General features: G+C 69.2%; 21 protein-coding genes. 20 read left to right on the top strand and 1 reads right to left on the bottom strand.

The window, feature by feature from the left end:
- Positions 1–48 precede the first annotated feature (48 nt).
- The 20 genes from thrB (at position 49) to ACFWBW_RS07125 (ending at position 20,427) form a co-directional block, all read left to right on the top strand.
- On the top strand, positions 49–975 hold the full coding sequence (thrB, locus tag ACFWBW_RS07220; RefSeq protein ID WP_385369199.1) for a homoserine kinase: 927 nt from the start codon (positions 49–51) through the stop codon (positions 973–975).
- A 466-nt stretch (positions 976–1,441) separates the two neighbouring features.
- Positions 1,442–3,586, top strand: coding sequence for a transcription termination factor Rho (rho, locus tag ACFWBW_RS07215; protein ID WP_385369197.1), 2,145 nt, complete (start codon positions 1,442–1,444; stop codon positions 3,584–3,586).
- A gap of 334 nt (positions 3,587–3,920) precedes the next feature.
- On the top strand, positions 3,921–5,024 hold the full coding sequence (locus ACFWBW_RS07210) for an LCP family protein (protein WP_385369196.1): 1,104 nt from the start codon (positions 3,921–3,923) through the stop codon (positions 5,022–5,024).
- Between the two features lie 209 nt (positions 5,025–5,233).
- Positions 5,234–5,449 carry a 50S ribosomal protein L31 gene (gene rpmE / locus ACFWBW_RS07205; RefSeq protein WP_112448418.1) on the top strand — a complete coding sequence of 72 codons (216 nt, stop codon included), beginning with the start codon at positions 5,234–5,236 and terminating at the stop codon, positions 5,447–5,449.
- Positions 5,450–5,563: 114 nt separating this feature from the next.
- The gene (gene prfA, locus ACFWBW_RS07200) at positions 5,564–6,643 is read left to right on the top strand and encodes a peptide chain release factor 1 (protein WP_266881142.1); all 1,080 of its coding nucleotides are present in this window, start codon (positions 5,564–5,566) and stop codon (positions 6,641–6,643) included.
- Positions 6,644–6,720: 77 nt separating this feature from the next.
- Complete coding sequence (gene prmC, locus ACFWBW_RS07195) at positions 6,721–7,566, top strand: peptide chain release factor N(5)-glutamine methyltransferase (RefSeq protein ID WP_385369193.1); 846 nt, start codon at positions 6,721–6,723, stop codon at positions 7,564–7,566.
- Between the two features lie 88 nt (positions 7,567–7,654).
- Positions 7,655–8,302, top strand: coding sequence for an L-threonylcarbamoyladenylate synthase (locus tag ACFWBW_RS07190; protein ID WP_134071127.1), 648 nt, complete (start codon positions 7,655–7,657; stop codon positions 8,300–8,302).
- Positions 8,299–8,931, top strand: coding sequence for a protein-tyrosine-phosphatase (locus ACFWBW_RS07185; RefSeq protein ID WP_243336224.1), 633 nt, complete (start codon positions 8,299–8,301; stop codon positions 8,929–8,931). The genes ACFWBW_RS07190 and ACFWBW_RS07185 overlap by 4 nt, the downstream gene beginning before the upstream one ends.
- A 144-nt stretch (positions 8,932–9,075) precedes the next feature.
- On the top strand, positions 9,076–10,308 hold the full coding sequence (gene glyA / locus ACFWBW_RS07180) for a serine hydroxymethyltransferase (protein ID WP_385369191.1): 1,233 nt from the start codon (positions 9,076–9,078) through the stop codon (positions 10,306–10,308).
- A gap of 104 nt (positions 10,309–10,412) precedes the next feature.
- On the top strand, positions 10,413–11,747 hold the full coding sequence (locus tag ACFWBW_RS07175) for an MraY family glycosyltransferase (protein WP_385369358.1): 1,335 nt from the start codon (positions 10,413–10,415) through the stop codon (positions 11,745–11,747).
- Positions 11,748–12,022: 275 nt separating this feature from the next.
- A complete protein-coding gene (locus ACFWBW_RS07170) occupies positions 12,023–12,460 on the top strand; it encodes a hypothetical protein (RefSeq protein ID WP_385369189.1) in 438 nt (145 codons plus the stop codon).
- Between the two features lie 210 nt (positions 12,461–12,670).
- On the top strand, positions 12,671–13,507 hold the full coding sequence (gene atpB / locus ACFWBW_RS07165; RefSeq protein ID WP_385369356.1) for a F0F1 ATP synthase subunit A: 837 nt from the start codon (positions 12,671–12,673) through the stop codon (positions 13,505–13,507).
- 81 nt (positions 13,508–13,588) lie between these two features.
- The gene (atpE, locus tag ACFWBW_RS07160; RefSeq protein WP_030768902.1) at positions 13,589–13,819 is read left to right on the top strand and encodes an ATP synthase F0 subunit C; all 231 of its coding nucleotides are present in this window, start codon (positions 13,589–13,591) and stop codon (positions 13,817–13,819) included.
- A gap of 50 nt (positions 13,820–13,869) precedes the next feature.
- Entirely contained in the window at positions 13,870–14,403 is a 534-nt protein-coding gene (locus ACFWBW_RS07155; RefSeq protein WP_382753146.1) for a F0F1 ATP synthase subunit B, read from the top strand.
- Complete coding sequence (locus tag ACFWBW_RS07150; protein ID WP_385369187.1) at positions 14,400–15,215, top strand: F0F1 ATP synthase subunit delta; 816 nt, start codon at positions 14,400–14,402, stop codon at positions 15,213–15,215. Before ACFWBW_RS07155 ends, ACFWBW_RS07150 begins: the two co-directional genes overlap by 4 nt.
- 130 nt (positions 15,216–15,345) lie before the next feature.
- Positions 15,346–16,941 (top strand): F0F1 ATP synthase subunit alpha, encoded by a 1,596-nt coding sequence (atpA, locus tag ACFWBW_RS07145; protein WP_266881149.1) that lies wholly within the window; start codon positions 15,346–15,348, stop codon positions 16,939–16,941.
- 20 nt (positions 16,942–16,961) lie between these two features.
- Entirely contained in the window at positions 16,962–17,879 is a 918-nt protein-coding gene (locus ACFWBW_RS07140; RefSeq protein ID WP_266904423.1) for a F0F1 ATP synthase subunit gamma, read from the top strand.
- Positions 17,879–19,318 (top strand): F0F1 ATP synthase subunit beta, encoded by a 1,440-nt coding sequence (atpD, locus tag ACFWBW_RS07135; protein ID WP_385369184.1) that lies wholly within the window; start codon positions 17,879–17,881, stop codon positions 19,316–19,318. The genes ACFWBW_RS07140 and atpD overlap by 1 nt, the downstream gene beginning before the upstream one ends.
- Before the next feature lie 129 nt (positions 19,319–19,447).
- Entirely contained in the window at positions 19,448–19,822 is a 375-nt protein-coding gene (locus ACFWBW_RS07130) for a F0F1 ATP synthase subunit epsilon (RefSeq protein ID WP_243336233.1), read from the top strand.
- A gap of 155 nt (positions 19,823–19,977) precedes the next feature.
- Positions 19,978–20,427 carry a DUF2550 domain-containing protein gene (locus ACFWBW_RS07125; RefSeq protein WP_385369182.1) on the top strand — a complete coding sequence of 150 codons (450 nt, stop codon included), beginning with the start codon at positions 19,978–19,980 and terminating at the stop codon, positions 20,425–20,427.
- Positions 20,428–20,497: 70 nt separating this feature from the next.
- On the opposite strand, the gene ACFWBW_RS07120 is transcribed toward ACFWBW_RS07125, so the two are convergent.
- Positions 20,498–22,345, bottom strand: coding sequence for a glycosyl hydrolase family 18 protein (locus ACFWBW_RS07120; protein WP_385369180.1), 1,848 nt, complete (start codon positions 22,343–22,345; stop codon positions 20,498–20,500).
- Positions 22,346–22,525: the final 180 nt, after the last annotated feature.

Below are 22,525 nucleotides of genomic sequence, written 5' to 3'. Positions count from 1 at the left end.
GCCAGCGAAGATCCCGTCTCGCACAGTCACAAGGAGTGTCATCGGAAGATGGCCGGTCCCGCCTTCCGCGCCGCCGCCGTACGGGTGCGCGTTCCCGCCAGCAGTGCCAACCTCGGCCCGGGCTTCGACGCCTTCGGGCTGGCCTTGGGGCTTTACGACGACGTCGTCGTACGCGTGGCCGATTCAGGCCTGAACATCGACATCGCGGGCGAAGGTGCCGACACCCTGCCGCGGGACGAGAGCCACCTCCTCGTACGCTCCATGCGCACCGCCTTCGACCTGCTGGGCGGCCAGCCGCGCGGCCTCGAGGTCGTCTGTGCCAACCGCATCCCGCACGGCCGGGGCCTCGGCTCCTCCTCCGCCGCGATCTGCGCGGGCATCGTGGCCGCCCGCGCCGTGACCATAGGCGGAGAGGCCAAGCTCGACGACACGGCGCTGCTGGAGCTCGCCACCGAGATCGAGGGCCACCCCGACAACGTCGCCGCCTGTCTCCTCGGCGGTTTCACCCTTGCGTGGATGGACGGCGGCAGCGCCAAGGCGATCCGCATGGAGCCCGCCGATTCCATCGTTCCGGTGGTCTTCGTCCCCTCCAAGCCGGTCCTGACGGAGACCGCGCGCGGCCTGCTGCCGCGCACCGTCCCGCACGTGGACGCGGCCGCCAACGCGGGCCGCGCGGGTCTGCTCGTAGAGGCTCTGACCAGGCGTCCTGAGTTCCTGCTGCCGGCCACCGAGGACCGTCTCCACCAGGAGTACCGGTCCCCGGCGATGCCCGAGAGCGTGGCGCTCGTGGCCCGGCTGCGGGCGGACGGCATCCCCGCGGTGATCTCCGGCGCGGGCCCCACGGTCCTCGCGCTGGTCGACAACGGTGCGGCCGACAAGGTCGCACGGCTCGCGGGCGAGGGGTGGGCGGCCAACCGGCTCGCACTCGACGCCGCGGGCGCGAGCGTACTTCCGCTGGGAACCCAGGGCGGCTGATCCGTGCAGTAGAGGACACAGCCGGCCAGGGGCGGGCGGCCAGGGCAGGCCGCCCGCGCGGAGCCCGCGCGAAACCCGCGCGGATGGGCTCGATAGCCGGTGATGGAGAGGGGGAATGTCTGTTGGATCCGGTAGTGTTAGTCTCAAGTGCGCATCCGAAGCCGCCATGGCTTGGTGCTCAGTGTCCCTATCAGGGACCACCTTTCTTCCGGGAGCCTCCCCGACTGCTTTGATCGCTGCCAGCAGTTTCGAGCACGCTCCGGAATCGGCGTGATATTCCCACGCTTTCAGCTCGGGGGCTTCTCGCCGGAACCACCCACGCACATGCACGTTTCTCTCCCGCCGTATCTCTATCGGCGGACCACCGCCCCGACTGCAGTCCGCGCCTCATCACGGACTGACGTCGGACAGCACAACCGGTCGCCGAGCCAGACAGGCCGACGTCCGCTCCAGGGAAGGACCCTTCGTGAGCGACACCACCGATCTGATGGGCGCTGCCGACACCAACGTCGACACCAGTGCCCCCGCCGAGGGCGCCGCGCCGACCAAGCGCCGCCGCTCCGGCACCGGCCTTGACGGCATGGTCCTGGCCGAGCTCCAGCAGGTCGCGTCGGGCCTCGGCATCAGGGGCACCGCGCGGATGCGCAAGGGCCAGCTGATCGAGGTCATCAAGGAGGCGCAGGCGGGAAGCAGCGCCCCCAAGGCCGCGGCCGCCGCGCCGGCCGCCGCGTCCGCCGACGCCGGCGAGACCAAGCCGAAGCGCCGCGCCACCAGCAAGGCCCGTACGGGCGAGGCCGCCGCCGAGGCGCCCGCCGAGAAGCCCGCCGCGCAGGCCCAGATCGACATCCCGGGCCAGCCCGCCAGCGAGGACGCCCCGGTCGGCGAGCGCCGTCGCCGGCGTGCCACCGCCCCGTCCGGCAGCCCCGAGGGCTCGGCCCCCGCCGCCGTCGTACAGGTGGAGCAGAAGTCCGAGACCGTCGCTCCGGCCGCACAGGCCGAAGCGAAGGCCGAGGCCGCCACCGCCCCTGCCGGCCAGGCCCAGGGCCAGGAAGGCGAGGGCCGCGGCCGTCGCGACCGCCGCGAGCGGGGCAACGACCGCGCCGACGGCCGCCGCGAGCGCCGTGACCGCGGCGCCAAGGCCGACGACCAGGGCCAGGGCGCCCAGGGTCAGGGCCAGGGTCAGAACCAGGGCCAGGGCCAGGGTCAGGGTCAGGGCCAGGGCCAGCAGGGCGGTCGTCAGGACCGGACCGACCGTCAGGACCGCCAGCAGGGCGGACGCGGCCAGGGCCAGGGTCAGAACCAGGGCCAGGGTCAGCAGGGCGGTCGTCAGGACCGGGACCGTCAGGACAACGGCCCGCAGGACGACTTCGACGAGGACGGCCGTCGCGGCCGTCGCGGCCGCTACCGCGACCGCCGTGGCCGTCGCGGGCGCGACGAGTTCGCCCCGGTCGAGACCCCGGTCGCCGACGACGATGTCCTGATCCCCGTCGCCGGCATCCTCGACATCCTCGACAACTACGCGTTCATCCGGACCTCGGGCTACCTGCCCGGCCCGAACGACGTGTACGTCTCCCTCGCCCAGGTCCGCAAGGCCGGTCTGCGCAAGGGCGACCACACCACCGGCGCCGTCCGGCAGCCCAAGGACGGCGAGCGCCGCGAGAAGTTCAACGCGCTCGTGCGCCTGGACTCCGTCAACGGCATGGCGCCCGAATCCGGCCGCGGCCGCCCGGAGTTCCAGAAGCTGACCCCGCTGTACCCGCAGGACCGGCTCCGCCTGGAGACCGACCCGGGCGTGCTGACCACCCGCATCATCGACCTCGTGTCGCCGATCGGTAAGGGCCAGCGCGGTCTGATCGTGGCTCCGCCGAAGACCGGTAAGACCATGATCATGCAGGCGATCGCCAACGCGATCACGGTCAACAACCCCGAGTGCCACCTGATGGTCGTCCTGGTCGACGAGCGTCCGGAAGAGGTCACCGACATGCAGCGGTCGGTGAAGGGCGAGGTCATCTCCTCGACCTTCGACCGCCCGGCCGAGGACCACACCACCGTCGCCGAGCTGGCCATCGAGCGCGCCAAGCGTCTCGTCGAGCTCGGCCACGACGTGGTCGTCCTGCTGGACTCCATCACCCGCCTGGGACGTGCGTACAACCTCGCCGCCCCCGCCTCCGGCCGCATCCTGTCCGGTGGTGTCGACTCGACCGCGCTGTACCCGCCGAAGCGCTTCTTCGGTGCCGCGCGCAACATCGAGGACGGCGGCTCGCTGACCATCCTGGCCACCGCGCTGGTCGACACCGGCTCGCGCATGGACGAGGTGATCTTCGAGGAGTTCAAGGGCACCGGCAACATGGAGCTCAAGCTCGACCGGAAGCTCGCCGACAAGCGCATCTTCCCGGCCGTGGACGTGGACCCCTCGGGCACCCGCAAGGAGGAGATCCTCCTCAACAGCGAGGAGCTCGCCATCGTCTGGAAGCTGCGCCGGGTGCTGCACGCGCTCGACTCGCAGCAGGCCATCGAGCTGCTCCTCGACAAGATGAAGCAGACGAAGTCGAACGCCGAGTTCCTCATGCAGATCGCGAAGACGACCCCGTCGGGCAAGAACGACGACTGACGTCTCCGCGCAGCACCACCTGCGTGACCGCCGACCGCCCCCGCCGCACCCGCGACGGGGGCGGTCGCGTCATGTCCGGGGCCCTTCTACGGTGCTTCGCGCGCAGATGCGACCTTTGCCACACTCCGTACGCCGGCGGAGCCTCGCAGTCACCGCGCGGCCCCGGGGGAAACCGCAGGTAGGCGGGGCATTGCGCAGCGCCCGCCCGCGCGGCCCGACGGGGCGGGGCGGTTTCCGCGCGCCCCGGGCCGTGGAACCCTGGATGGCTTGCGGCCGTCCTTGTCAGTGGGAGCGGGGAGTCGATCCGAGACCAGACAGGCGGGCAGAGCAGAGCATGAGCCAGGACAGCAGGGGCCACGGCCGCAGAGCCGGCGCGGGCCGACGACGACGCAGGCCGGCTACGCGCCGCAGGGCCGTCGTCATCGCCGCGTGGACGGCCGCGGGCGTGGTCGTCCTGGGCGGGGCGGGGCTCGGCTACTTCTACGTCAAGTTCAACGGGAACATCAAGACGGTCGACATCGACGCCGCCCTCGGCACGGACCGCCCGCAGAACGTGGACAACGGCTCGATGGACATCCTCGTCCTCGGCTCCGACTCCCGCGGCGGCGCCAACGCGGAGTACGGCCAGGACGACGGCGGCTCCGCCCGCTCCGACACCGCGATGATCGTCCACCTCAACGAGGGCCACACCAGGGCCACCGTCGTATCGATACCCCGCGACACCCTCGTGACCCGGCCCGTCTGCAAGCTCTCGAACGGCAAGAGCGACCTGGGCGGCCCGCGCAAGATGTTCAACGAGTCGTACACCGTCGGCGGGGCCGCCTGCGCGGTCGCGACCGTGGAGAAGATGTCGGGGATCCGCATGGATCACTACCTCGAAGTCGACTTCACGGGCTTCAAGGAGATCATCGACAAGCTCGGCGGCGTAGAGGTGACCACCACCAAGCCGATCAAGGACGCCTACAGCCACCTCGACCTGCCCGCCGGGACGAACAGGCTGAACGGCGAGCAGGCCCTCGGCCTCGTCCGTACCCGCCACGGCGTCGGCGACGGCGGAGACCTGGGCCGAATACAGCTCCAGCAGGCGTTCATCAAGGCGCTGATCAAGCAGGTCGAGACCATCGGCGTCTTCGACAACCCGAAGAAGCTGCTCGACCTCGCCGACACCGCCACCAAGGCCGTCACCACGGACAAGGCGCTCGGCGACGTGAAGGCCCTCATGGGGTTCGCCCAGGGCCTGGAGGGCATCGGCCCCGACAGCATGCAGATGATCACCCTGCCGGTGACCGGAGACACCCGTGACCCCAACCGGGTCGTCCCGCTCACCAAGGAGTCCACGATGGTCTGGGACGCCCTGCTGGCCGACCAGGCGATCCCCGCAGCGGCCACCGCGAACTCGGCCGGCGACAAGGGCACGGCCGGTACGGTCCTGCAGTAGCCGAAACCGCGTACCGCGGGCCCCGAACCGCCTGGCCGGGCGGGTTGGGCCGGGCCGCGGAATAGATGCCGGACCCCTGCCGTTGAGGGAGGCGTCCTCAGAATTTTGACAGGCAGCCCGGTCCTGGCAGACTGGTCTGTCGGCCCCGGTTCACGCAGCGCGCAATTCGGCTCCTGCGACCCGGCGCCCTCCCGAATCTAGGAGACACCTTGAAGCGCGATGTTCACCCCCAGTACGTCGAGACCCAGGTCAGCTGCACCTGTGGCGCGTCGTTCACCACTCGTAGCACCCTGACCGAAGGCTCCATCCGAGCCGAGGTCTGCTCCGAGTGCCACCCGTTCTACACGGGCAAGCAGAAGATCCTCGACACCGGTGGCCGCGTGGCCCGCTTCGAGGCCCGCTTCGGCAAGGCTGCACAGAAGTAGCGAGCCTCAGGCGCCGGATCCCGGCTGCACCCTGTACGCACGGGGGCAGCCGGACCGGCGCCTTTCTCGTCCCGCAGCCCTTTTCTTCACATTCACCATCTTCAGGAGCCCCCGATGTTCGAGGCGGTCGAGGAACTGATCGGCGAGCACGCCGATCTTGAGAAGAAGCTCGCCGACCCTTCGGTCCACTCGGATCAGGCCAACGCGCGCAAGCTGAACAAGCGCTACGCGGAGCTGACCCCGATCGTCGCGACCTTCCGTGCCTGGAAGCAGTCCGCCGAGGACATCGAGACGGCGAAGGAGTTCGCGGCCGACGACCCGGACTTCGTGGCAGAGGTCAAGGAACTGACCGCACAGCGCGAAGAGCTCACCGAGAAGCTCCGCCTGCTGCTCGTTCCGCGCGACCCCAGCGACGACAAGGACGTGCTCCTCGAGGTCAAGGCGGGTGCGGGCGGTGACGAGTCGGCCCTGTTCGCCGGCGACCTGCTGCGCATGTACCTGCGCTACGCCGAGCGCGTGGGCTGGAAGACCGAGATCATCGACGCCACCGAGTCCGAGCTCGGCGGCTACAAGGACGTCCAGGTCTCCGTCCGCACCAAGGGCGGCAACGGCGCCACCGAGCCCGGCCAGGGCGTCTGGGCCCGCCTGAAGTACGAGGGCGGCGTGCACCGCGTCCAGCGCGTGCCGGCCACCGAGTCCCAGGGCCGCATCCACACCTCCGCCGCCGGCGTGCTCGTCACCCCGGAAGCCGAGGAGGTGGAGGTCGAGGTCAACATGAACGACCTCCGCATCGACGTGTACCGCTCCTCGGGCCCCGGCGGCCAGTCCGTCAACACCACCGACTCGGCCGTGCGCATCACGCACATCCCGACCGGTGTGGTCGCCTCCTGCCAGAACGAGAAGAGCCAGCTCCAGAACAAGGAGCAGGCGATGCGCATCCTGCGCTCGCGCCTGCTGGCCGCCGCCCAGGAAGCCGCCGAGCAGGAGGCCTCCGACGTGCGCCGCAGCCAGGTGCGCTCCGTGGACCGCTCCGAGAAGATCCGTACGTACAACTACCCGGAAAACCGGATCTCGGACCACCGGACGGGCTTCAAGGCGTACAACTTGGACCAGGTGCTCGACGGAGACCTCGATCCGGTCATCCAGGCCTGCGTCGACACGGACTCCGCCGCCAAGCTCGCGTCCGCGCACTGAGTCCCCTCGCAGGACCCCCGCACCACCCCGCGGGACCCCGCACCACCCCCCGTACGACAGCAGCCCGGAGGACCAGCGTGAACTTGCTGCTTGCCGAGGTGGCCCAGGCCACCCAGCGGCTGGCCGCCGCCGGCGTGCCCTCACCGCGTTTCGACGCGGAGGAGCTCGCGGCCTTCGTGCACGGCGTCAAGCGGGGGGAACTCCACCACGTCAAGGACGCGGACTTCGACGCCCGCTACTGGGAGGCCGTCGCCCGCCGCGAGGCGCGCGAACCGCTCCAGCACATCACCGGCCGCGCCTTCTTCCGCTACCTGGAGCTCCAGGTCGGGCCCGGGGTCTTCGTGCCCCGGCCCGAGACCGAGTCGGTCGTGGACTGGGCCATACAGGCCGTCCGGGCGATGGACGTCGTCGAACCGCTGATCGTGGACCTCTGCACCGGCTCCGGCGCCATCGCGCTGGCCATGGCGCAGGAGGTGCCGCGCTCGCGCGTGCACGCCGTGGAGCTGTCCGAGGACGCCCTCCAGTGGACCCGTAAGAACGCCGAGGGCTCCCGGGTCACCGTCCACCAGGGCAATGCGCTCAGCGCGCTGCCCGAGCTGGACGGACAGGTCGACCTGGTCATCTCCAACCCGCCGTACATCCCGCTCACCGAGTGGGAGTACGTGGCACCCGAGGCCCGCGACCACGACCCCGAGATGGCGCTGTTCTCCGGCGAGGACGGCCTGGACACCATCCGCGGCATCGAGCGCACCGCCCACCGGCTGCTGCGGCCCGGCGGCATCGTCGTCGTCGAGCACGCCGACACCCAGGGCGGACAGGTCCCGTGGATCTTCGCCGAGGAGCGGGGCTGGGCCGACGCCGCCGACCACCCCGACCTCAACAACCGCCCGCGCTTCGCGACCGCCCGCAAGGCCATGCCGTGACCGGCCCCGCCCCGACCGGCCCCGCCCCGACCAGCGCAGTCACCGCGCGCATTCCCGCCACCACCCTGCTGCACGAGGAGGCCCGCTGATGGCCCGGCGATACGACTGCAACGACGCGACGGACCGCAAGACGGGCCTGCGCGAAGCCGCCTCCGCCGTACGCCGCGGTGAGCTCGTCGTCCTGCCCACCGACACCCTGTACGGGATCGGTGCGGACGCCTTCAGCGCCGAGGCCGTCGGCGACCTGCTCGCCGCCAAGGGGCGCGGCCGCAACATGCCCACCCCCGTCCTCATCGGCTCCCCGAACACCCTGCACGGCCTGGTCACCGACTTCTCCGAGCAGGCGTGGGAGCTCGTCGACGCCTTCTGGCCGGGCGGTCTGACGCTCGTCGCCAAGCACCAGCCCTCGCTGGCGTGGGACCTGGGCGAGACCGGCGGGACCGTGGCCGTACGCATGCCCCTGCACCCCGTCGCGATCGAGCTGCTGACCGAGGTCGGCCCGATGGCGGTGTCCTCGGCGAACCTGACCGGACACCCGGCGCCCGAGGACTGCGACGCCGCGCGCGAGATGCTCGGCGACTCGGTGTCCGTGTACCTGGACGGCGGGCCGACCCCGAGCACCCTGCCCTCGTCGATCGTCGACGTCACCGGGAAGGTTCCCGTCCTGCTGCGCGAGGGAGCACTGACCGCCGAGCAGCTCCGGGAGGTCGTGCCCGACCTCGAGGTGGCTCCGTGAGCCCTGAGGGGCGTGGCATAGCCGGGGACAACACCTTCCGCATACTCCACGTCAGCACCGGCAACGTGTGCCGCTCGCCCATCACCGAGCGGCTGACGCGGCACGCGCTGTCCCACCGGCTCGGCGGCCCCGTCACCGGCGACCTGATCGTGGAGAGCGCGGGCACCTGGGGACACGAGGGCGCGCCCATGGAGGCCAACGCGGCCGCCGTGCTGGCCGACTTCGGGGCGGACGCCTCAGGCTTCACCGGCCGGGAGCTCCTGGACGAGCACGTCATACGCGCGGACCTGGTCCTGACCGCCACCCGCGACCACCGGGCCCAGGTGATCTCGATGGGGCACTCGGCGGGGCTGCGCACCTTCACGCTGAAGGAGTTCACCCGCCTGGTGCGGGCGATAGACCCGGCGACGCTGCCGCCGCTGGAGGACGGGATGGTGGAGCGGGCCCGTGCGCTGGTCCGTGCCGCCGCCGCTCTACGCGGGTGGCTGCTGGCCCCCTCGCCGGACGCGGACGAGGTGTACGACCCGTACGGGGCGCCGATCACCTTCTTCCGCTCGATCGGCGACGAGATCAACCAGGCGCTGGAGCCGGTGGTCACCGCGCTGACCGGGGTCAAGACCTCCCGCTGACCTGCGGCGCCGTAGTCGGGGGCGCTGCCTGCGAACCCCCGCGCCTCAAACGCCGGCGGGGCTGAATGTGCCGGAGGGCGGGATCCGCAGGGGCGGCCTACAGTGGCTGGTACCCGGTACGCGGTACCCCCCTGGAGTCGCGCCATGAGCGTCATCACCCAGCCCCTGGACCTGCTGCGGCAGCAGGATCCGCAGATGGCCGACGTCCTCGACGGGGAGCGGCAGCGCCAGGCGACCGGGCTGCAGCTGATCGCCGCCGAGAACTTCACCTCCGCCGCCGTGCTCACCGCACTGGGATCGACGCTCGCCAACAAGTACGCCGAGGGGTACCCCGGCGCCCGCCACCACGGCGGCTGCGAGTACGCCGACCTCGCCGAGCAGATCGCCGTCGAGCGGGCCCGCGCCCTCTTCGGCGCCGAGCACGCGAACGTGCAGCCGCACTCCGGATCCGCCGCCGTGCTCGCCGCCTACGCCGCGCTGCTGCGGCCCGGGGACACCGTGCTGGCCATGGCGCTCACCTCCGGGGGACACCTCACCCACGGGTCGCCCGCCAACTTCTCCGGGCGCTGGTTCGACTTCGTCGGGTACGGAGTGGACGCCGCGACCGGACTCATCGACTACCCCGAGGTGCAGCGGCTCGCGCACGAGCACCGGCCCAAGGCCATCGTGTGCGGTTCCATCTCCTACCCGAGGCACCCCGAGTACTCCGTGTTCCGGGAGATCGCCGACGAGGTCGGGGCCTTCCTGATCGCCGACGCCGCCCACCCCATCGGACTCGTGGCCGGCGGGGCCGCGCCCAGCCCCGTGCCCTACGCCGACATCGTCGTGGCCACCACCCACAAGGTGCTCCGGGGCCCGCGCGGCGGGATGATCCTGTGCGGGGCCGAGTTCGCGGAGCGGATCGACCGGGCGGTGTTCCCCTTCACCCAGGGCGGCCCCCAGATGCACACCATCGCCGCCAAGGCCGTGGCCTTCGGCGAGGCCGCCGGGCCCGCCTTCACCTCGTACGCGCACCGGGTGGTCGCCAACGGCCGCGCCCTGGCCGACGCGCTCGCCGCCCGCGGGTTCGCGATCACGACCGGCGGGACCGACACCCACCTGATCACCGCCGACCCCGCACCGCTGGGCCTCGACGGCGTGGGAGCCCGGGGCCGGCTGGCCGCCGCCGGGATCGTGCTGGACACCTGCGCCCTTCCCTACGGAGACCGGCGCGGGATCCGCCTCGGCACCGCGGCGGTGACCACGCAGGGCATGGGAGATGCGGAGATGGGCCGGATCGCCGCGCTGTTCGAGGCCGCGCTGAGCGGCGGGGAGCCCGCGAAGATCCGTAGGGACGTCAACGAGCTGGTGGGCAGTTTTCCACCGTATGGGGTTTAAGCGGGGCAAGAGCGGCGTACCGCAACCGGGATACCGCCCTTGCGCGTCCCCGACAGTGAGTACTTCGCAGCTAGTGTGTGGGGCTGAGATGGCCGGCGATACATCTGGGGCAGCCCGTGCGTGAATATCTGCTGACGCTTTGCGTCACGGTCGCGGTGACTTATCTACTCACCGGGCCCGTGCGGAAGTTCGCGATCGCCGTGGGGGCGATGCCCGAGATCCGCGCCCGCGACGTGCACCGGGAGCCCACTCCGCGGCTCGGCGGCATCGCGATGTTCGGCGGACTGTGCGCCGGTCTGCTCGTCGCGGACCACCTGCAGAACCTCAACGGGGTCTTCGAGCTGTCGAACGAGCCGCGGGCCCTGCTCTCCGGGGCGGCCCTGATCTGGCTGGTCGGCGTGCTCGACGACAAGTTCGAACTCGACGCCCTGATCAAGCTCGGCGCGCAGATGATCTCCGCCGGCGTGATGGTCATGCAGGGTCTGACCATCCTGTGGATCCCCGTCCCGGGCGTCGGGACGGTCCTGCTCACCCCGTGGCAGGGCAACCTGCTCACCGTGGCCCTCGTCGTGATCACCATCAACGCGGTGAACTTCGTGGACGGCCTCGACGGCCTCGCCGCCGGCACGGTCTGCATCGCGACCTGCGCGTTCTTCCTCTACGCGTACCGGATCTGGTTCGGCTACGGGATCGAGGCGGCCGCGCCCGCGACGCTCTTCGCCGCCATTCTGATGGGCATGTGCCTCGGCTTCCTGCCGCACAACATGCACCCCGCCCGGATCTTCATGGGCGACTCCGGATCGATGCTCATCGGCCTGGTGCTGGCCGCCGCCGCCATCTCCATCACCGGACAGGTGGACCCGGACGCGATGGCGCTCTTCGCGGGCGGCGAGCGCAACGCGACCCACGCGATGCTGCCGGTCTTCATCCCGCTGATCCTGCCGCTCACGATCATCGCGATTCCGATGACGGACCTGGTCCTGGCCATCGTGCGGCGCACCTGGAAGGGCCAGTCGCCCTTCGCGGCGGACCGCGGGCACCTGCACCACCGGCTGCTGGAGCTCGGGCATTCGCACAGCCGGGCCGTGCTCATCATGTACTTCTGGTCAGGACTGATCGCCTTCGGCACGGTGGCGTATTCGGTGCATTCCGCCTCGATGTGGATCGTGCTGGCGATCGCCGCGCTGAGCGCCGTGGGCCTGCTCCTGCTCCTGCTGCCGCGCTTCACCCCGCGGGCCCCGCGGTGGGCGGAGCGGCTGGTCCCGCCGCGCTACCGGCACGCGGAACGGGCCGCCGAGGCGGCCCTGGCGGACGACGCGGCGCCGGAGCCGGCCCCGGCCCTGCCGATCGCGGCGGGTGTGTCGGGCGTCAACGGGGCGACCGCCATCGGCCCCCGTTCGCGCTTCCCCGACCGGCGTAAGGCCGGGTCCGCGCGCTGACGTCCGGAGCGCATGTCGGACATGAACGCCTTTTACCAGACAAGCCACTTGGTTGTCGCGCACACACGCGCAGGGTCACTCTCATGTGTGACAGTCCGCACACCCTCCGAGTAAAGCTCTCATCAAATACTTTGTGATACCGTTCACTAAACCCGGCGACAGAGCCGAAGGACCGTAGTGCGACGGTCCATTGGCCCGAGGTACTCACTCGGACCGGGCTTACGCTCGTCCTGTACGAGTCCCTGTGCCCCCACCACCACGCGGAGCAAACCGCCATGCGGTCAGATGACGTCCGACCCCTTCTGCAATCCGCCGTTCCCACGGCTGTCGCCGGCGCTCTCGCCGCCGTCGTCAGTGGGATCGTCGCCGGTGGCAAGGGGGCCGTGGGCGCCGTCGTCGCGACGGTCGTGGTGATGCTGTTCATGGGCATCGGATTCCTCGTACTGCAGCGCACGGCGAAATCGCTTCCGCACCTGTTCCAGGCCATGGGGCTCATGCTCTACACGGCCCAGATCCTGCTGCTCTTCGTCTTTCTCGCCGTGTTCAAGAACACCACCCTGTTTAATCCCCGGGCCTTCGCCATCACGCTCGTCGTCGCCACCCTGGTGTGGATCGGCGCACAGGCGCGTGCTCATATGAAGGCCAAGATCCTCTACGTCGAACCTGACTCGATGAAGGGCGACAAGCCCGGAAATTCGGGTCAGAAGTCGTGAGGGGTAGGGGCGGAATAAGTACGCGTTCGGGATGCTGCTATCGTCCGGTTTCAACTGTGGCAATGCGGGCGCGGGCATCTGAGCTGACGCCTGTTCCATCGCGAGGCTCGATGCCCGACCGCCGCCCCCACATCCGTTACACCAGTCCAGTGCCGAACAGCGGCTGTCCGCCGCGCCGACACAACGAGGTTGCCGTACCTATGCGCCACGCTGAAGGAGCCCGCGGTGAGTGCTGACCCGACGACGGTGCTCGCCTTCGAGACCGATTGCCACATCTTCGACGGTTGTGGATTCCCGGCTCCCGGCCTGCACTCGTTCCTGTTCGAGCCGATCTTCGGGGACGGTGACAGCAGCGCGTACTTCAACAAGACGATGCTGCTCGCCCTGCTCGGCTCGGTCGTCATCGTCGCCTTCTTCTGGGCCGCCTTCCGCAAGCCGAAGGTCGTCCCGGGCAAGCTGCAGATGGTCGCCGAGGCGGGCTACGACTTCGTGCGCCGCGGCATCGTCTACGAGACGCTGGGCAAGAAGGAGGGCGAGAAGTACGTCCCCCTGATGGTCTCGCTGTTCTTCTTCGTCTGGATCATGAACCTCTGGTCGATCGTTCCGCTCGCCCAGTTCCCGGTGACCGCGATCATCGCGTACCCGGCGGGCCTCGCGGCCATCGTGTACGTGATCTGGATGAGCGTGACCTTCAAGCGTCACGGCTTTGTCGGTGGCTTCAAGAACCTGACCGGCTACGACAAGTCGCTCGGCCCGGTTCTGCCGATGGTCATGGTCATCGAGTTCTTCTCGAACGTCCTGGTGCGCCCGTTCACCCACGCGGTCCGACTGTTTGCGAACATGTTCGCCGGTCACACCCTGCTGCTGCTCTTCACCATTGCCAGCTGGTACCTGCTGAACGGCATCGGGATCGCCTACGCCGGCGTCTCGTTCGTCATGGTGATCGTGATGACGGCCTTCGAGCTGTTCATCCAAGCTGTCCAGGCGTACGTCTTCGTCCTCCTCGCCTGCAGCTTCATCCAGGGCGCGCTGGCCGAACACCACTGATCCAGGTCGAGTCCGCTCAGACCCCCGTATTCGTCCGGTGGCCAACCCCCACCGGTCCGTGAAAGAGAAGGAAGAACTGGCATGTCCCAGACCCTTGCTGCCGTCACCGGCTCCCTCGGCTCCATCGGTTACGGCCTCGCTGCCATCGGCCCCGGCGTCGGCGTCGGCATCATCTTCGGTAACGGCACCCAGGCTCTTGCTCGTCAGCCCGAGGCGGCCGGCCTGATCCGCGCCAACCAGATCCTCGGCTTCGCCTTCTGTGAGGCGCTCGCCCTCATCGGTCTGGTCATGCCGTTCGTCTACGGCCCGTGATCCTCGGATCCACGACCACCCCCTAGACGAAAGGCACTGATGTGAACCTCATGGTTCTCGCGAGCGAGGAAATTCAGAGTCCTCTGATTCCGCCGCTCCCCGAGCTCGTCATCGGCCTGATCGCCTTCGTCATCGTCTTCGGCTTCCTCGCCAAGAAGCTCCTCCCGAACATCAACAAGGTTCTGGACGAGCGCCGCGAGGCCATCGAAGGCGGTATCGAAAAGGCTGAGGCCGCTCAGACCGAGGCCCAGAGCGTGCTGGAGCAGTACAAGGCCCAGCTCGCCGAAGCCCGGCACGAGGCCGCGCGCCTGCGCCAGGACGCGCTGGAGCAGGGCACTGCACTCAAGGAAGAACTGCGCGCAGAGGGCCAGCGGCAGCGTGAGGAGATCATCGCTGCCGGTCACGCCCAGATCGCGGCTGACCGCAAGGCTGCCTCGTCCGCCCTCCGTCAGGACGTCGGCAAGCTGGCGACCGACCTGGCCGGAAAGCTTGTCGGCGAGTCCCTCGAGGACCACGCCCGGCAGAGCCGCACGATCGACCGCTTCCTCAGCGAGCTTGAGGAGAAGGCCGAGGCCGCCCGATGAACGGAGCGAGCCGCGACGCGCTGGCCACCGCCCGCGAGCGTCTCGACGCGCTGACGGACAACACGTCCGTCGACGCGGCGAAGCTCGCCGGTGAGCTGGCGGCCGTCACCGCGCTGCTCGACCGTGAGGTCTCGCTGCGTCGGGTCATCACGGACCCGGCGCAGTCCGGCGAGGCCAAGGCCGAGCTGGCCGGTCGTCTGCTCGGCGGCCAGGTGGGCGGGGAAACCCTCGACCTGGTGTCCGGCATGGTCCGGTCCCGCTGGTCGCAGTCCCGTGACCTGGTGGACTCGCTCGAGGTCCTGGCGGCCACCGCCGACCTCACCGCCGCCCAGCGCAGCGGAGGCCTCGACGACGTCGAGGACGAGCTGTTCCGGTTCGGCCGGATCGTCACTTCGAGCACCGAGCTGCGCGCAGCACTGACCGACCGGTCGGCGACCGCCGCCGCCAAGAGCCAGCTGCTGCGCAGCCTGCTCGGCGGCAAGGCGAACGCCGTCACCGAGCGGCTGGTCACGCGTCTCGTCACGCACCCGCGTGGACGTAGCCTGGAAGCGGGCCTCGAGTCCCTTTCGAAGGTCGCCGCCGAGCGTCGTGGCCGCATGGTCGCCACCGTGACCACCGCGGTTCCGCTCAGCGACGTCCAGAAGCAGCGTCTCGGCGCGGTGCTGGCCAAGCTGTACGGCCGCCCGATGCACCTGAACCTCGACGTGGACCCCACGGTCCTCGGTGGGATCTCGGTGCGGGTCGGCGACGAGGTCATCGACGGCACCATCGCGGACCGCATCGCCGAGGCGTCGCGCCGCATGGCCGGCTGACCAGCCACACATTAGAAAAAAGTATTGCCAGCGGCCCGGTTGGGCCGTGCAGAACTTGCAGAAGATTCCTGGGGGTCGCCCCCAGACCCCTAAGAAGCTTCAGGCCCAACAAGGAGAGCAGGGAACCCAGATGGCGGAGCTCACGATCCGGCCGGAGGAGATCCGGGACGCACTGGAGAACTTTGTCCAGTCGTACCAGCCGGACGCGGCCTCGCGCGAGGAGGTCGGTACGGTCAGCGTTGCCGGCGACGGCATCGCGAAGGTGGAGGGCCTGCCCTCCGCCATGGCGAACGAGCTGCTGAAGTTCGAGGACGGAACCCTTGGTCTCGCCCTGAACCTCGACGAGCGCGAGATCGGCGCCGTCGTACTCGGCGAGTTCAGCGGTATCGAGGAGGGCCAGCCGGTGCAGCGCACCGGTGAGGTGCTCTCCGTCGGCGTCGGCGAGGGTTACCTCGGCCGCGTTGTCGACCCGCTCGGCAACCCGATCGACGGCCTCGGCGAGATTGCGACCGAGGGCCGCCGCGCCCTCGAGCTGCAGGCCCCCGGCGTCATGGTCCGCAAGTCGGTCCACGAGCCGATGCAGACCGGCTACAAGGCGATCGACGCGATGGTTCCGGTCGGCCGTGGTCAGCGTCAGCTGATCATCGGTGACCGTCAGACCGGCAAGACCGCTCTGGCCGTCGACACGATCATCAACCAGCGCGACAACTGGCGCTCTGGCGACGTGAACAAGCAGGTTCGCTGCATCTACGTCGCCATCGGCCAGAAGGGCTCGACCATCGCGTCCGTTCGCGGCGCCCTGGAAGACGCCGGCGCGCTCGAGTACACGACGATCGTCGCCGCCCCGGCGTCCGACCCGGCCGGCTTCAAGTACCTGGCCCCGTACACCGGTTCGGCCATCGGCCAGCACTGGATGTACGCCGGCAAGCACGTCCTGATCATCTTCGATGACCTGTCGAAGCAGGCCGACGCCTACCGCGCCGTGTCGCTTCTGCTGCGCCGTCCGCCGGGCCGCGAGGCCTACCCGGGCGACGTCTTCTACTTGCACTCCCGTCTGCTGGAGCGCTGCGCCAAGCTCTCCGACGACATGGGTGCCGGTTCGATGACCGGTCTGCCGATCGTCGAGACCAAGGCGAACGACGTGTCGGCGTTCATCCCGACCAACGTCATCTCCATCACCGACGGCCAGTGCTTCCTCGAGTCCGACCTGTTCAACGCGGGCCAGCGCCCGGCGCTGAACGTCGGTATCTCGGTCTCCCGCGTCGGTGGCTCGGCCCAGCACAAGGCCATGAAGCAGGTTTCCGGCCGTCTGCGCCTGGACCTCGCCCAGTACCGCGAGCTGGAGGCGTTCGCCGCCTTCGGTTCCGACCTGGACGCCGCTTCGAAGGCCTCGCTGGAGCGCGGCAAGCGTCTGGTGGAGCTGCTCAAGCAGGGCCAGTACCAGCCGATGCCCGTCGAGGAGCAGGTCATCTCCGTCTGGGCCGGCACCACCGGCAAGATGGACGAGGTCCCGGTCAACGACATCCGTCGCTTCGAGTCGGAGCTGCTGGAGCACCTGCGCGTCTCGCGCAAGGACCTCCTGACCTCCATCGCGGACGGCGGCAAGATGTCGGACGACACCCTCACCTCCATCGCTGACGCCATCGCTGACTTCAAGCGTGGGTTCGAGACCTCGGACGGCAAGCTCCTGGGCGAGGACGCGCCGGCCGTCAACGTCTCCAAGTGACGACGGAAGGAAGCTGACTCATGGGAGCGCAGCTCCGGGTCTACAAGCGTCGTATCCGTGCCGTCACGGCGACCAAGAAGATCACCAAGGCGATGGAAATGATCGCCGCCTCGCGCATCGTCAAGGCGCAGCGCAAGGTGGCGGCATCGATGCCGTACGCAACCGAGCTCACCCGTGCGGTGACCGCGGTGGCGACCGGTTCGAACACCAAGCACGCCCTGACGACCGAGGTCGAGGCACCGGTGCGTGCCGCGGTCCTGCTCATCACGAGCGACCGCGGTCTGGCCGGCGGCTACTCCTCGAACGCCATCAAGCAGGCGGAGCGGCTCACCGAGCGGCTCCGCGGCGAGGGCAAGGAGGTCGACACGTACATCGTCGGCCGCAAGGGTGTCGCCTACTACGGGTTCCGCGAGCGCAAGGTCGCGGAGTCGTGGACCGGCTTCACCGACAGCCCGGCTTACGCCGACGCCAAGCGCGTCGCGGCGCCGCTGATCGAGGCCATCCAGACGGTTACGGCCGAGGGTGGCGTCGACGAGCTGCACATCGTCTACACGGAATTCGTGTCGATGATGACGCAGAACGCGGTGGACGGCCGGATGCTGCCGCTCAGCCTCGACAAGGTCGAAGAAGAGACCGGCGCGAAGGGCGAGATCCTTCCGCTGTTCGACTTCGAGCCGTCGGCGGAGGACGTCCTCGACGCCCTTCTGCCGCGCTACGTCGAGAGCCGCATCTACAACGCACTGCTGCAGTCGGCCGCTTCCGAGCACGCCGCCCGCCGCCGCGCGATGAAGTCGGCCACCGACAACGCCGGGGATCTCATCAAGAGCCTCTCCCGGCTTGCCAACGCGGCCCGCCAGGCCGAAATCACCCAGGAAATCAGCGAGATCGTCGGTGGCGCCAGCGCCATGGCAGACGCGACCGCGGGGAGTGACAAGTAATGACGACCATTGAGACGGCCGCCGCCACGGGCCGCGTTGCCCGGGTCATCGGCCCGGTCGTCGACGTGGAGTTCCCCGTCGACGCCATGCCCGAGATCTACAACGCCCTCAAGGTCGAGGTCGCAGACCCGGCCGAGGACGGCAAGCTCAAGACCCTGACCCTCGAGGTCGCGCAGCACCTGGGTGACGGCCTCGTCCGTACCATCTCGATGCAGCCGACCGACGGTCTGGTCCGCCAGGCCACGGTGGTCAACACGGGCGAGGGCATCACCGTCCCCGTCGGTGACTTCACCAAGGGCAAGGTCTTCAACACCCTGGGTGAGGTGCTGAACTACCCGGAGGAGAACGCCAACGTCACCGAGCGCTGGCCGATCCACCGCAAGGCGCCCCGCTTCGACGAGCTCGAGTCGAAGACCGAGATGTTCGAGACCGGCGTCAAGGTCATCGACCTTCTCACCCCGTACGTCAAGGGTGGAAAGATCGGTCTGTTCGGTGGTGCCGGTGTCGGCAAGACCGTTCTGATCCAGGAAATGATCTACCGCGTCGCCAACAATCACGACGGTGTGTCGGTCTTCGCGGGCGTCGGTGAGCGTACCCGTGAGGGCAACGACCTCATCGAGGAGATGGCCGAGTCCGGCGTCATCGACAAGACGGCGCTTGTCTTCGGTCAGATGGACGAGCCCCCGGGCACCCGTCTTCGCGTCGCCCTTGCCGGTCTGACCATGGCGGAGTACTTCCGCGATGTGCAGAAGCAGGACGTGCTCTTCTTCATCGACAACATCTTCCGTTACACCCAGGCCGGTTCGGAGGTGTCGACCCTTCTGGGCCGCATGCCGTCCGCCGTGGGTTACCAGCCGAACCTGGCTGACGAGATGGGTCTGCTGCAGGAGCGCATCACCTCGACCCGCGGTCACTCGATCACCTCGATGCAGGCGATCTACGTCCCCGCGGACGACCTGACCGACCCGGCGCCGGCCACCACCTTCGCCCACCTCGACGCGACGACGGTTCTTTCCCGTCCGATCTCCGAGAAGGGCATCTACCCGGCCGTGGACCCGCTGGACTCGACGTCCCGCATCCTCGACCCGCGGTACATCGCGGCGGACCACTACGCCACGGCGATGCGCGTCAAGGGGATCCTGCAGAAGTACAAGGACCTCCAGGACATCATCGCGATCCTCGGTATCGACGAGCTGGGCGAGGAGGACAAGCTCGTTGTCCACCGTGCCCGTCGCGTCGAGCGCTTCCTGTCGCAGAACACGCACGTCGCCAAGCAGTTCACCGGCGTCGACGGTTCGGACGTTCCGCTCGAGGAGTCCATCGTTGCCTTCAACGCGATCTGCGACGGAGACTACGACCACTTCCCCGAGCAGGCGTTCTTCCTGTGCGGTGGCATTGAGGACCTCAAGGCCAACGCCAAGGAGCTGGGCGTCTCCTGAAGCCGCGCTCATCCGTGAGCACAGCTGATTGACGGAGAGGGGCGGGTGTGTCCCGTCCCTCTCCTCACGCCCATTAGAATTTGACCCAACACCCGGCCATACCGCCGGGTGGTGACCCGAGGAGCCACCATGGCTGCTGAGCTGCACGTCGAGCTGGTCGCGGCGGACCGCAATGTCTGGTCCGGCGAGGCCACCCTTGTTGTCGCCCGCACCACGTCCGGCGACATCGGCGTCATGCCCGGTCACCAGCCGCTTCTCGGTGTGCTGGAATCGGGCCCGGTGACCATCCGTACCGTCGGGGGCAACACTGTTGTCGCCGCGGTGCACGGCGGATTCATCTCGTTCGCGGACAACAAGTTGTCGCTGCTGGCCGAGATCGCCGAGCTTGCCGACGAGATCGACGTCGAGCGGGCGGAGCGGGCACTGGAGCGCGCGAAGGCGGAGACCGATTCGGTCTCCGAGCGTCGCGCCGATGTCCGGCTGCGCGCGGTTTCGGGGCGCTGAGCCCCGGTACTGGTAAGAGTTTCAAACCTCAGCCGCGGCCTGTTCCGGAATTTTCCGGACCGGGTCGCGGCTGAGGCGATACGGGTCCCCCAGACTCCGTCTGGCAGGAACGCTGTCGTTTGGGTTTATTCGATGAGCGAGGAGGTCGGTGAAAGATGCTCCTCGCTCTGCTTGTGAGCGGCCTGGTCGTCGTGGCCCTGGTGGTGATCGGGCTGTTTGTGTTCGGGCTGCGCCGCAGGCTGATCCAGCGCTCCGGCGGCACCTTCGACTGCAGCATGCGCTGGGACGTGTCCGAGGAACCCGACGTCTCCGGCAAGGGCTGGGTGTACGGGGTCGCGCGCTACAGCGGTGACCGCATCGACTGGTTCCGTGTCTTCAGCTACTCCCCGCGGCCGCGCCGGCTGCTGGAGCGGTCCTCCATCGAGGTCATCGCCCGCCGTGCGCCCGAGGGCGAGGAGGAGCTGGCCCTGCTCTCCGACGCCGTCGTACTCTGCTGCGCGCACCGCGGCACCCGCCTGGAACTGGCGATGAGCGACGACGCGCTGACCGGTTTCCTGGCCTGGCTGGAGGCGGCGCCGCCCGGACAGAGGGTCAACGTCGCCTGAGGACCGGCGCGTGAAAAACGAAAAGCCGGGGAGGACGGGGGCGGACCCGTCCTCCCCGGCTTCGGTCTTTCTACTGCAGTCCGCTGTGGATCGCGGAGGCCAGCTCACCGTTCGTGGTGTCGCCGCTGAACTCCCAGAAGAAGGCGCCCTTGAGGCCCTGCTGCTTGGCCCAGGTCATCTTCCCGGCGATGGTGGCGGGGGTGTCGTAGCTCCACCAGTTGCTGCCGCACTTGGCGTAGGCGGTGCCGGCGATGGTGCCGGTGGCCGGGCAGGTGCTCTTGAGCACCTTGTAGTCCTCGATGCCCTGCTCGTAGGTGCCGGCGGCCGGGCCGGTGGCGGTGCCGCCGGGGGCGGCCTGGGTGACGCCGGTCCAGCCGCGGCCGTAGAAGCCGATGCCGAGGTTGAGCTTGGAGCCGGTGATGCCCTTGCCCTTGAGCTTGGTGATGGCGGCCTCTGAGTTGAACCCGGCGGTCGGGATGCCGCTGTACGAGGTGAGCGGGGAGTGCGGGGCCGTCGGGCCCTGCGCCGCCCACGCGCCGAAGAAGTCGTAGGTCATCACGTTGTAGAAGTCGACGTACTGCGCCGCTCCCGCGTAGTCCGCGGCGTCCAGCTTGCCGCCGTTGGAGCCGTCGGCGGAGATGGCGGCGGTGACCAGGTTGCTCGCGCCGAACTTGGTGCGCATGGCCTGCATCATGTTCTTGAGGGAGGCCGATCCGCTGGTGTCGCAGGTCAGGCCGCAGGCGTTCGGGTACTCCCAGTCCAGGTCGATGCCGTCGAAGACGTCGGCCCAGCGCGGGTCCTCGACGAGGTCGTAGCAGGACTGGGCGAAGGCGGCCGGGTTCGCGGCGGCCTGTCCGAAGCCGCCGGACCAGGTCCAGCCGCCGAAGGACCACAGCACCTTGATGTTCGGGTACTTCTTCTTCAGCTCGCGGAGCTGGTTGAAGTTGCCGCGCAGCGGCTGGTCCCAGGTGTCGGCGACGCCGTCGACGCTCTGGTCGGCGGTGTAGGCCTTCTCGTAGTCGGCGTAGGAGTCACCGATGGTGCACTTGCCGCCCTGGACGTTGCCGAAGGCGTAGTTGATGTGGGTGATCTTCGCCGCCGAGCCCGAGGTGACCAGGTTCTTCACGTGGTAGTTGCGGCCGTAGACGCCCCAGTTCGTGAAGTAGCCGAGCTTGACCGGGCCGCCCGGCGGCGGGGGATCGACGACTCCGCCGGTGGTGGTCACCGAGAGGGCGCCGGAGGAGGGACCGGTCTGGTCGATGGTGTCGCGGGCGGTGACCGTGTAGGTGTAGGTCGTGCCCTTGGTCAGGCCCGAGTCGGTGTACGAGGGGCTGGTGACGGTGGCGATCTTGGCGCCGCCGCGGAAGACGTCGTAGTTCTTGACGCCCTTGTCGTCGGTGGCCGCGGCCCAGCCGAGGGTCAGCCCGGTGTCGGTGACGCCGCTGGCCGTGGGGGTGCCGGGAGCGCTGGGCGGGTTGTCGGTGGGGTTGGTGCCGCCGTCGCAGCTGCCGCCGTTGATCTTGCAGCCGCTGGGGGCGCCGGCGCCGGTGCCGTTGAAGCCGAAGCTGACGGTGGCGCCCGGGGCGAGGGTGCCGTTCCAGCCGACGTTCTTGCCGGTCCAGTGGGTGCCCGAGCTGGTGACGGTGGCGTCCCAGGCGGAGGTGACGGCGGTGCCGGCCGGGTAGTCCCACTCCACGGTCCAGCTGCTGAGGGTGGTCGTGCCGGTGTTCTTCACCGTCCACTTGCCCTCGAAGCCGGAGCCCCAGTCGGAGACCTTGGTGTACGTCGCGGTTGCGGAGGCGGCTGCCTCGGCGGGACCGGCGATGGCCACGAGTCCGGCGACGGGCAGGGTGAGGACGGCCAGTGCGGCCGCGACTCTTCGAAACAGCGATGCGCGTCGTGGGGGTGCTGTGCTCAAGGGTGCTCCTCCGAGGTCCGCAGCGGGCGTGGGGACGACCGCTGCATGGGGGTGGGACCTGCGCCGCCCGTGAGTGCGCCGTATGACGTTTTGTCATGGCGTGCTCACCACAGTTGTGCGTGAGAGTAGAAAGGTCTGGACCAACCGTCAAGAGGTCCAGACCTTATGTAGCAGCCCCGG

The organism is Streptomyces sp. NPDC059957 (assembly GCF_042730015.1).
Classification (GTDB): Bacteria; Actinomycetota; Actinomycetes; order Streptomycetales; family Streptomycetaceae; genus Streptomyces.
The sequence above is the reverse complement of the archived record's forward strand: the minus strand, read 5'-3'. Positions and strand labels throughout refer to the sequence as shown.